We start from the raw sequence: 10,845 nt of genomic DNA on the forward strand, positions 1-10,845 counted from the left end.
CCAGTCATCGCCGCGGGCTGCGCCGCGCTCACCGCGGGAGCCGACCGCGGCGACGTCGCCCGCACGCTGGGCGTGACCCGCCGGACCGTCGACCGGTGGGCCGCTGCCCTCGTGGTCACCGCGGGCGGTGGTCGATGATGAGCGTGTTCGACGCGTCCCCGAGGACCGCCGTGTCCGGGCGGGTCCGTGAGCTGGTGCGCCGGATCGCCGTCGAGGCGTTCGGCGCGGCCGAGTCCGAGGTTCCGATCCCGGGGTTCACGGTGTTCACCGACCGCCGCCTCGACGATCCGCTGGCCGGAATCCGGGCCGCGTTGCTCGTGCACACGGTGGCGGAGTCCCAGCTGACCGAGTACGCCCGGGCCGCCCGCGCGGCGGGCCGGTCCTGGGACCAGATCGCCGACGCGCTCGGCATCACCACCGACGAGGTCGCAGTCGTGGGGGAGGCGGTGTTCGACTGGCTGGTCTGCGGCCGGGCCCCGGACCCGGAGCCGGACGGGGTGCGCTCGTTCCGGACGCCGTGCGCGTACTGGCGCTGCTCGACCTGCGACGGCCTGGTCACCGACCACGGCTCGTTCGAGGGCAACCCCGCCAACAGCGAGGACGGCCACGCCAAGGGCTGCACCCGCCACACCGCCGAGGTGCAGTCGTGGAACGAGGGGCGGACGGACTGATGGAGATCCTGTTCAGCTCCACCGCCCTCGTCCTCGGCGTGTTCGCCGCGGGCGCTTTGCTCGCCTGGTCGCGCGGCGCCCGCGCTCTGGCTGCCGGCCTCGCCGTGGTCGCACTGCTCCCGGCGGCGACGATCGTCACCGCCCTGTCCTGGCCCGCGCTTGTCGCGGTGGTCGGTCTGGCGGGGGTGATCGTGTGGCACCGCTGGTCGCGCTCTTCGGCGACGGTGTCCCGCTGGGCGGCCCGCTCCCGCCGCAAGGTCGGCGTCGCGTCGTCGCTGGACATCGTCCGCCACGCCGGAACCCTCGCGGTCCGGCGCCGCACCGCCACGGTCCGGCCGTCGCTGGCCGCCCTGCCGCGGTGGCAGCGGTTTCGGCTTGCCACCTCCGAGGCGGCGGTGGAGCTGTGTCGCACCGGCGTGTTGCGGGTGTGGGCGTTGGTCGAGGACGTGGTGATCGTCGTTGGCGGGCCCCGCACGGGAAAGACCGGCTGGCTCGCTGGCCGTGTCCTGGACGCCCCGGGCGCGGCCCTGGTGACCTCGACCCGCACCGACCTGCTCGACCTGTGCGCGCCGTTGCGCCGGCAGACCCGGGGTGAGGTGTTCGTGTTCAACCCGGCCGGCCTCGGCGACCGCACCTCGACGATCACGTTCGATCCACTGACCGGCTGCTCGGATCCGGTGACCGCGACCGAGCGGGCGACGGACATGCTCGCTGCGGTCGCGTCCGGGGCGGGTGGGGATCGGGAGTTCTGGGACGGTCAGGCCCGCCGCGTCCTCGCGGCCCTGCTGCATGCCGCCGCCCTCGGTGGGAAGCGGATGGCCGACGTCCTCGGCTGGGTCGCCGACCCCGACACGGCCGGGCGTGAGGTCCCGGCGCTGTTGCGTCGGTCGGGGGTGACGGCGTTCGAGCAGGACGTCATGCAGTTCCTGACCACGAACGAGCGGACCCGTTCCTCGATCACCTCGTCGGTGATGCCCGCCTTGGGCTGGTTGACCCACCCGGCCGCCGCCGCGGCGGCCAAGCCGGGGGACGGCTTCGACGTCGCCCGGCTCCTCGACGACCGCGCGACGGTGTTCCTGCTCGGCGCCGAGGAGGCCCAGACCGCCCCACTGGTGTGTGCGCTGACCGGGCACATCGCCCGCGAGGCCCGACGGCTGGCCGCCGGGCAGCCGAAGGGGCGGCTGGATCCGCCGCTGGGGTTGTTCCTGGACGAGGCCGCCCTGATCTCCCCGGTCCCGCTGGAGTCGTGGACCGCGGACATGGGCGGTCGTGGGGTGACGATCCTGTGCGCGTTCCAGTCCCGGGCCCAGCTCCTGGCCCGCTGGGGTGAGCACAAGGCGGCGACGATCCTGAACAACACCGCCGCGGTGATGATCTTCGGCGGGACGCGGGACAAGGCCGATCTGGAGTTCTGGTCCACCCTGGCCGGAGAGCGGGACGAGCGGGTCACCACGACCGATGACCACGGCCGCGTCGCCTCCCGCTCGGTCCGGAAGGTGCCGGTGCTTGCGCCGGCGCAGATCGCGAATCTGCCCGCGGGTCGGGTGGTGGTGATCCGGCGCGGGATCGCGCCGGTGATTGGGCGGGCGCAGATGGCGTGGCGCCGCCGCGACGTGCGGCGTCGGGCGCGGCTGCTGGCCCGGATCGAGGCGGAGACCCGTTGGCACCGCCGCAGCGAGGCTCTGCGCGCCTGGGCGGACCAGCAGCTTGGACACGCCCTCACTGTGCTCGCCGCACGCTGGCCGGAGCGGTTCGGCGAGGCGGCGGAGCGGGTGTGGTCGTCCAACGCGATGTTCGCGGAGCTGCGAGCGATCCGCCGCGGCACCGAGCACGACCAGGCCGCCGAGGCGACTGCGCTGCACGAGCCGTCCCTCGGCACCGGCCCCGGTGGGGCTGTGGGTCCGTCGGGGCCTGTCGACGGCGCTGCGGGTGACGGGCGGTGGCAGCGATGAGCGAGCGCTACGAGATGTGGACCCCGGCCCAGGCCGTCGACCGGCTCGCCGCCGACCTCCCCGGCGGCCGGTCCGACGCCGAGCAGGTCGTCGCGTCCTACCTACGCGACGCCACCGGCGTCCACGGCCGACCGGCCTCGGGGTGGCGGCTCGACGAGTTCGACCTCGACGACGCCCGCGCCCGCTTCGGGTGGGTCGACTCCGCGGGTGGCGAGACCGTCGCCCAGGCCCGCACCCGTGCCGACGCCACCGCGGTCGCGGCGCTACGAGAGGCCCGGGGAACGTCGGCGATCACCGACCCGACCCGGCTGTTCGCGCTGCACTCCGACGCGGAGATGTGGGGCTACCGCGCCCACCGCGTCGGGCTCGACGAGCTGACCAACACCACGGCGTGCGACCCGCAGCCGCGGCTCGTGACCGTCGCCCGAGAGGGCCGGGAGCGCTCGCACCGCGAAGCCGCCGCGGCTCACGACGCCCGGGCCACCGCAGCAGAGGCCGCCGCGACCGCGGCCGCTCTCACCGAGCAGCACCACCAGGACCAGAACGACCACGACCAGGAGGACGACTTGCACACTCCGGACGACAGCCCTCCGGCGGAGATCGAGGAGCCCGGAGACCGTGAGCGGGTTCTCGCCGAGGGGCACGGTGCGTTCGTCGGCGGGATGTGGTTCACGCCGGATGAGACCGCCGAGGACGGGGTCCGGCCGCTGACCGAGGTCGAGGTCCGCCGCTTCTCCGACCTGGTTCGCGTCTCGCAGGCCGAGGCCGTCGCCGACCAGCTCGACGACGCACCGGACCCGGGCCGGGCCCCGTCGGGCGACGGCGACGGGACGGGGTGGGAGCGGTGAACCCGCCGTTGCACCCCGAACCGGGCGAGGGCGGAGCGCTGGCCCGGCTGGCCGGTCAGGTCGACACGCTGCGCCGCCAGGTCGCCGAGCTGGAGCCGATCCCGGACCAGGTCGGGGAGCTGGGGCGGCTCGTCGGACAGCTCTCCGAGGCGCTGGCCGCGGTGACCGCACGACGGCGGATCCCGGCGGCGCCGTCGTGGCTGCTGGCCCCGGTCGACACCGCCGAGACCCGGCGGCTGCTCGACGAGCTGTGCGGGTGGGCGCAGGCGGTGTTCCTGCGCTACCCCGACGCGGCGAAGGTGCTGCCCGAGTGCTGGCTGTGGCACCCCGAGGTCGTCGAGGAGCTGCTCTGGCTCATGCACGCCTGGCTCGCCGCCTACCAGGGCCCGGCCGCGTCGGTCGGCGCGGCGGGGGACTGGCACGACCGCCAGCGGCCCGGGGTGGTCAACCGGATCCGGAAGGAGGCCGGGTCGTGCTCGATCGAGCGGCACCAGACCCGCCCCGGCTGGAGCGCCCCCGGCGGCGCGGCGCTGCCGGTCCCGGGCACCGATCACGTCGAGGAGATCGCCCGGTGGTGGGCCGGGCAGCGCGACCAGGCCCCGCCCGAGCCCGCCCCGGCGGTCGACGCCGGCCCGATCGGGACGGCGCTGCGATGACGGCCGCGGGAAGCGGGGCGCGGTGGGGGCGGGCGTCGGTGTGGCTGCCGGGCCTGGCCGTCGCGATCGGTGCTGCGGTGGCGACCGCGCACGGTCTGTTCGAGGTCGCGGTCGCCGCGCGGGTCCCGGTCGCGGTGGCGTGGATCTACCCGCTGATCACCGACGGCCTGGCCCTGGTCGCCTACACCGCGACCGCGCGGCTGTCCGGTGGCGCCGCCCGCTACGCGTGGAGCGTGGTGATCGTCGCCGCCGGACTGTCGGGTCTGGCGCAGGCGGTGTTCCTCGCCGGGCCCGCACCCGCCCCGAGCGCCCCGCCGGTCGAGGCGGATGCGGTGTTGCGTTTCGGGGTCGGGGCGTGGCCCGCGATCGCCGCGGCCGTCGTCGCGCACCTGCTCTACCTCCTCGCCGAGACCCGCCCCGAGGAGAGCCTCGCGGACCGGGACCGGGACCGGCCCGAGTCCGACGGTGTGTCCGGGGCGCGTGTCCGGGCGACCATCACCGTCCCGCCGTCCGGTCGGACACCGGTGGAACGCCCCGATCCGGTGGGCCGCGGCCCGGGTGTCCCGCCCGCGTTGGACGGGCCGGTGATCCCGGCCCCGCCGCGGCCGATGTCCCACCCGGCACCCCGTCCGGCGGCCCGTGCGGAGCCCAGGACCGGTACGGGCGCCCAGGAACGCGCTCGCACCACCGCCCAGACCCACCGCCAGCGCCACGGCGACCTCCCGACTGTGCGCGAGCTGCAGGACCTCGCCGACGTCGGCCGCGGCACCGCCGCCCGAGCACTCCAGCAGCTCCGTGACACCCCGCAGCAGGCCCCGAACGCCCTGCACCTCGTCCCCGACGAGCCCCAGAACAGGACCACCCGATGACCACCAGCAGCCAGAACACCACCGCGACCGAGCACGCTATGAGAACCGAGAGCGACTACCCCGAACAGAGCAACAAGAGCCCAAGATCAAAGCCATCACACCCTTGCATCACGATCCGCGGGTCCGGGCCGGCCTCCGGCCTCCCGGCAACCCCGACACCCGCCGCGCAGACCTGCGCGGACCGGCTCGCCGCCGTCGCGGGGTGGTCGCGGTGCTGAGGATCGTCAACGGCTACAGCCCCGAGTACCTGTTGAAGGAGGTCGCCACTGGGCGGGAGAACTACTACACCGGCGCCGTCGCCGAGGGGGAGCCGCCGGGCCGCTGGTGGGGCGCCGGGGCGGAGAAGCTCGGCCTGCACGGTCTGGTCGAGGCCCAGGACATGCGCGCGGTCTACGAGCGGTTCCTCGACCCGCGGGACACCGCGTTCCACGACCCGTCCCGGTGGGACACCGTCCCGACGCTGGGACACACCGGACGCAGGTACCTGTCCGAGGACGAGATCTACGCCGCCGCGTTGGAACGCGAGCCGGACGCCTCGGCGGAACGTCGCGCCCAGCTCCGGACGGACGCGGGCAAGTCGGCCCGGCACAACGTCGCGTTCTACGACGCCACGTTCTCGGTGCAGAAGTCGGTGACGCTGCTGCACACCGCGTTCGAGGCCCGTGAGGTCGCTGCCCGCCAGGCCGGGGACGAGGCTGCCGCCGCGGCGTGGGGCGAGTTCCGCACGGCGGTCGAGGACGCGATCTGGGCCGGGAACAACGCCGCGCTGGAGCTGCTGCAGGACAAGGCCGGCTACACCCGGGTCGGGCACCACGGCGGCGCCGCCGGCCGCTACGCCGACGCGCACGCGTTCACGGTGGCGTCGTTCTTCCAGCACGACTCCCGTGACCGGGACCCGCAGCTGCACGTCCACAACACGATCCTCAACCGCGTCGAAGGCCCGGACGGTGTGTGGCGCACCGTCGACGGGCGGAGCCTGCACCGCTGGCGCCCGGCCGCCGCCGCGGTCGCGGAGCGCACGACCGAGGAGCGGATCACGGCGTCGCTCGGACTCGTGATGGCGACCCGCCCGGACGGCAAGGCCCGCGAGGTCGTCGGGGTGTCCGAGCAGGCGATGAGCCTGATCTCCACGCGTCGGCACAAGGTCACCGCGAAGACCGCCGAGCTGGTCGAGGCGTTCGAGACCCGCTACGGGCACGCCCCGAACGGCTACCAGCTCGAACGCCTCGCCCAGCAGGCCACCCTCGCCACCCGGGCCCGCAAGTCCCACCAGGGCGAGACCCGCGAGGATCTGCTCGACCGGGTCGCGGCCCGGATGGACGTCGAGATCGCCGGTGGCCTGGCCGGGATCGCCGACGCCGCCCTGGCCGCCCGCCCGGGTGAGGTCGCGCCGATGCAGTGGTCCCCGGGCGAGGTCGTGTCCGTCGCGCTCGCCGAGGTGCAGAACTCCCGGACCGTGTGGACCCGCCCGGACCTCATCCGCGCGCTGAACAGCGCGCTGCCCGACCACCTCGGGATCAGCGACGGCGCGCAGATCACGAAGCTGCTCGACATCCTCGCCGACGAGGCCATGACCGCCGACCTGGCCAGCGTGCAGACCAAGCGTCCCGCGGCCGACGTCCTGCCCGATGAGTACAAGCTCGCCAACGGTGAGTCGGCGTTCGAGGCCCCCGGCGCCACCCTCTACGCGACGACCGGGCACGTGCACACCGAACGGATCCTCGCCGGTGCCGCCGGGCGCCACGACGGCGAGCGCCTGCCCGACGCCGTGATCGACCGGTTCCTGGTCGGCCTGGCCGCCGAGGGCACCCGGCTCGGGGCCGCGCAGGAGGCCGCCGTGCGCGGCGTTCTCGGCTCCGGGGCCCGGGTCGAGACACTGGTCGGCCCGCCGGGGACGGGGAAGTCGTTCACCGTCGGGATGATGGCCCGCGCCTGGGCCGACCCCGACCTCACCGGCGGCGGCCCGGAGCGGCGGGTGTTCGGTCTCGCCACCGCGCAGGCGGCGACGTCGGTGCTGGCCGAGCAGGGCCTCACCGCCCGCAACATCGCCGCGTGGCTGGCCACGCAGGACCGGCTCACCGCCGGCCGCCCCCGCGACGACACCGATCTGGGGTTCCGGCTGCACGCCGGGGACATCGTGGTGGTGGACGAGTCGGCGATGACCGACACCCCCGCCCTGGCCGCCATCCACCAGCACGTGGACGCGGCGGGGGCGAAGTTACTGTTGGTCGGCGACCCGCGCCAGCTCGCGGCGATCGGCGCCGGCGGCGGCATGGACCTCATCTCCCGGGCGGGCGGGGCGCGCTACGAGCTCAACGAGGCCCGCCGCTTCACCCACGAATGGGAGCGCGAGGCGTCGCTACGGCTGCGCGAGGGCGACACCGAGGTCCTGGACGAGTACCACCGCCAGGGCCGGTTGATCGACTGCGGCGACGTCACCGCCGCCGAGACCGCCGCCGCCCGCGCCTGGCTCGCCGACACCCTCGACGGCACCCCGTCGTTGCTGCTGGTCGACACCAACGACCAGGCCGACCGGCTGTCCTCGGAGCTGCGCGCACAGCTCGTCGACCTCGGCCTGGTCGCCGAGTCCGGGGTGCGGCTGGGCCGGACGGGTGCCTATGCCGGGGTCGGCGACGTCGTCGAGGCCCGCGCGATCGGCCACGACCTCGCAGGCTACGAGGGCAACACCCGCGCCCCGCACACTCGCGAACGCTTCCGGGTCCTCGGGGTCCGCGACGACGGCGGCCTGGACGTCACCACCGACCTCACCCGCAACAGCGACGGCGGGGCGGGGGAGCGGATGGTGCTCTCGCCCCGGTACGTCGCCGACGACCTCGCCCTCGGCTACGCGGGGACCCGCTACTGCGGGCAGGGCGCCACGGTGACGACGTGTCATTCGGTGGTCACCGACCGGACCGACCACGCGGCGGCGCTGGTCGGGCTGACCCGCGGGACCGACGCGAACACCGCCTACGTCGCCACGGTGACCGAGCTGCCCGACGCCGCGGACGGCGGCCGGGACCATCAGCTGCACCGCTCCCCGAAGGCCGTCCTGACGACCGCGCTGGAGCTGGCCGAGCCCGACCGCTCCGCGCTCACCGTCGCCGAGGATTCCGCCCGGTGGGCCGAGTCGATCCCGGTCGCAGCCGAGTTGTTCGCCGACGCGGCGCATCAAGCGTCGGTGCGCCGCACGAGTGCGTGGCTGGACCGGCTCACCGACACCGGCGTGCTGACGGTCGAGCAGCGTGACCAGCTCGCCGCAGAGGACGCCTCGACGTCGCTGACCCGCGTGCTGCGCCGTGCCGAGGTGTCGGGCACCGACCCGTACGCCGCGCTGCACGAAACGATCACCGGCCAGCCACTCACCGGGGCCCGCAACCTCACCAACGTCATCCACGCCCGTCTACGCGACCGGCAGCGGTTCGAACCCGACGTCGGCACCTGGGCCGATCGGGTCCCGCAGCTCGACGACCCGCAGATGACCCGCTACCTCGATCGGCTCGCCGAGCACCTGGACCAGCGCACCGCCGACCTCGGCGCGCAGGTCGCCGCCGAGCCGCCGCGCTGGGCGGCCGACCTGCTCGGCGCGGTCCCCGACCGGGACGACGCGGAGGCCCGCGCCGAGTGGGAGCGCAAGGCCGGCGCTGTCGCCGCCTGCCGCACCCTGACCGGCCGCGAGGACGCCGACGGCGCCGAGGCCGGCCCCGTCGAGGCCGTCGACGTGCTCGGCGCTGCGCCGAAGCCTGGGATGGTGGAGCATCACGCGGCGTACTGCGACGGGTGGGAGGCGTTGGGTCGGCCCCGGGCGGATCGGGAGGAGTTCGAGCTGTCCGACGGCGCGCTGAGGATGCGGGTCCGCGCCTACGAGCGACAGCAGGCGTGGGCGCCCCGCTACGTCGCCAACGAACTCGCCGGAACTCGCCAGGCCGCCGAGCACCACCGCGCGGCCGCCACCCTGCACCGCGCCGAAGCCGACGCCGCGACGGACCCGGCCCGCGCCGCCGAGCTGCGCCAGGCCGCAGACGGTGCCGCTGCGCTCGTCGCGGAGCTGGATCGGCGCACCGGCGACCTGGAGGAGGTCGAGGCCGCCCGCGGACGCTGGCTGTTGCGCACCGCCGACGACCGGGACAAGCACGACCGCGCGGTAATCGTGCTCGCGCACCGCAACAGCGACCGCGACGCCCCCGACGAGCGGGTCACCGCCGATGAGTGGCTCACCGCCCACGACGAGGCCATGCGCGCCGAGGACGAGTACCGCCCGATCACCGAGCACGACCTCGACGACGGCCCCGTCGACGAGCATCAGGCCCTCGACGACGGTCCAGTTCTGGAGACGGCGGTCCCCGACCTGCGGGAGACCGCCGCGGCCGAGCCGCGGGAGCGGCGCGAGGACGACGTCCGGGTGCCGACCACCGCGGAGTCGGAGGACGCGGTCACTCGCGCCCGCCGGGCCTTGGACGAGATCCAGGCCCAGGAGGTCTACGAGGCCGGTCTCGATACCCCGGATGCTCGCGACGTCGACCATCACCGCGACGACCCGTACGCCGACGAGACGGACGACAGCGAGGGCTACTACGCCGAGCGCTGGGGCTGACCCGGATCGGTCACGATCGCCTCGACGACGGCCCGCCACAGCGGCCACCGCTGCGGCGGCTCGTCGTCGGGACGCACTGGCCACGCCATCCGGTAGCCGTCGTCCTCCATGTCGAGGTAGGCCTCGGCGATCTCCATCGCCGACCACGTCCGCGGTGACCGCCACAGCTCCAACGCCGCGGACACCGGCTCCTGCAGCCGGCCACCCGGGATCCGCTGCGTCGGCCCCCAGGACGCTGCAACGATCGGGCAGCCGTCCGCGCGGGTCCCTGTTCGCACGAACTCGGCCGGGTTCCACCGCACGACGTGCTCACCGACCCGCGGCGCATCGACCACGACGAGCCCCGTCGGCATCGGCTCGCCGGGGCGTTGCAACGCGATCTGTAGGTCGGCCTGCTCCCAGGCCAGCACCAGCCGTGAGGCGTTCACGAACGACGCGACGAGGCCGAGGGTCTCGATGGCCGTGTGCGCGTCATCGCCCGGGCAGAATGGGCGCGTGCGGACGTAGCCTGCGTACGGCTGATGGCCCAGGTCGTTGCAGAACATGTGCGTGGTCGGGGGCGGGACGAAGCCGCCCTCCGCCAGCATCTCGTCGGTCGTCGCGACTGCGATGCTCTCCAGCTCGTCCACGCAGTCCTGCTCAGTCAGCTCCATATCAGCGGAGTTTGCGCTACACCCCCGACAGTTCCCACCCAACCTCGGCTAGGGCGCGTCTCCTAACCCGGCTGGTCGGGCCTGCGCGATGATCAGTAGGTGTCGCGCCGTGCCGTCCTGACCGATGCCCAGTGGGACCGACTCGAGCCGTTACTGCCCTCGTCGGACGGGATGCCAGGGCGCCCGTTCGCCGATCACCGCAGAGTGATCGAGGGGATCATCTACCGGTTCCGCTGCGGGCGGGCCTGGCGTGATGTCCCGGTCGAGTTCGGGCTGTGGCAGACCCTATGGAAACGCCACCGCCGCTACTGCGGTGACGGCACCTGGGACCAGGTTCTCGCAGCTCTGCTCGCCGATGCCGACTCCGCCGGTCTCGTGGACTGGGCCGTGTCGGTCGACTCGACGATCATCCGCGCTCACCAACACGCCGCGACCCTGCAGCGGGACACAGGGGGCCGGATCGAACTACAAGAATCTGCTGATCGAGCCGCCCGATCACGCGTTGGGCCGCTCCCGCGGAGGGCTCGGCACGGAGATCCACCAGCTCGTTGACGGACACGGCCGCCCGCTGGTCGTACTGGTCGGCCCTGGCCAGGCCGGGA

At 74.4% G+C, this 10,845-nt stretch carries 8 protein-coding genes; 7 read left to right on the forward strand and 1 reads right to left on the reverse strand.

Features of this window, described 5'->3' with window-relative positions:
* Positions 1 to 137 precede the first annotated feature (137 nt).
* The 6 genes from KPF47_RS38200 to mobF all read left to right on the forward strand — a co-directional run bounded on the left by KPF47_RS38200 (position 138) and on the right by mobF (position 9,590).
* Positions 138 to 671, forward strand: a complete 534-nt coding sequence (locus KPF47_RS38200; RefSeq protein WP_224393178.1) for a hypothetical protein — start codon at positions 138 to 140, stop codon at positions 669 to 671.
* Positions 671 to 2,623, forward strand: coding sequence for a type IV secretory system conjugative DNA transfer family protein (locus KPF47_RS38205; RefSeq protein WP_224393179.1), 1,953 nt, complete (start codon positions 671 to 673; stop codon positions 2,621 to 2,623). Before KPF47_RS38200 ends, KPF47_RS38205 begins: the two co-directional genes overlap by 1 nt.
* Positions 2,620 to 3,471 (forward strand): hypothetical protein, encoded by an 852-nt coding sequence (locus KPF47_RS38210; protein WP_224393180.1) that lies wholly within the window; start codon positions 2,620 to 2,622, stop codon positions 3,469 to 3,471. The genes KPF47_RS38205 and KPF47_RS38210 overlap by 4 nt, the downstream gene beginning before the upstream one ends.
* Entirely contained in the window at positions 3,468 to 4,127 is a 660-nt protein-coding gene (locus KPF47_RS38215) for a hypothetical protein (RefSeq protein ID WP_224393181.1), read from the forward strand. Before KPF47_RS38210 ends, KPF47_RS38215 begins: the two co-directional genes overlap by 4 nt.
* On the forward strand, positions 4,124 to 4,996 hold the full coding sequence (locus KPF47_RS38220) for a hypothetical protein (RefSeq protein WP_224393182.1): 873 nt from the start codon (positions 4,124 to 4,126) through the stop codon (positions 4,994 to 4,996). Before KPF47_RS38215 ends, KPF47_RS38220 begins: the two co-directional genes overlap by 4 nt.
* Positions 4,997 to 5,207: 211 nt before the next feature.
* Positions 5,208 to 9,590, forward strand: a complete 4,383-nt coding sequence (gene mobF / locus KPF47_RS38225; protein WP_224393183.1) for a MobF family relaxase — start codon at positions 5,208 to 5,210, stop codon at positions 9,588 to 9,590.
* Here the strand turns inward: mobF and KPF47_RS38230 are convergent.
* Entirely contained in the window at positions 9,569 to 10,243 is a 675-nt protein-coding gene (locus tag KPF47_RS38230; protein ID WP_224393184.1) for a hypothetical protein, read from the reverse strand. The genes mobF and KPF47_RS38230 overlap by 22 nt on opposite strands.
* Positions 10,244 to 10,342: 99 nt before the next feature.
* Between KPF47_RS38230 and KPF47_RS38235 the strand changes: the two genes are divergently transcribed.
* Positions 10,343 to 10,795 carry an IS5 family transposase gene (locus KPF47_RS38235; RefSeq protein ID WP_224390964.1) on the forward strand — a complete coding sequence of 151 codons (453 nt, stop codon included), beginning with the start codon at positions 10,343 to 10,345 and terminating at the stop codon, positions 10,793 to 10,795.
* Positions 10,796 to 10,845: the final 50 nt, after the last annotated feature.

The sequence above is a fragment of the Pseudonocardia sp. ICBG1293 genome (assembly GCF_020131355.1).
Lineage (GTDB): Bacteria > Actinomycetota > Actinomycetes > Mycobacteriales > Pseudonocardiaceae > Pseudonocardia.

Bases quoted from the DNA above. Each gene is read 5' to 3' on its own strand.
- KPF47_RS38200 (WP_224393178.1), top strand. From the start codon at position 138: ATGAGCGTGTTCGACGCGTCCCCGAGGACCGCCGTGTCCGGGCGGGTC.
- KPF47_RS38205 (WP_224393179.1), top strand. From the start codon at position 671: ATGGAGATCCTGTTCAGCTCCACCGCCCTCGTCCTCGGCGTGTTCGCC.
- KPF47_RS38210 (WP_224393180.1), top strand. From the start codon at position 2,620: ATGAGCGAGCGCTACGAGATGTGGACCCCGGCCCAGGCCGTCGACCGG.
- KPF47_RS38220 (WP_224393182.1), top strand. From the start codon at position 4,124: ATGACGGCCGCGGGAAGCGGGGCGCGGTGGGGGCGGGCGTCGGTGTGG.
- KPF47_RS38230 (WP_224393184.1), bottom strand. From the start codon at position 10,243: ATGGAGCTGACTGAGCAGGACTGCGTGGACGAGCTGGAGAGCATCGCA.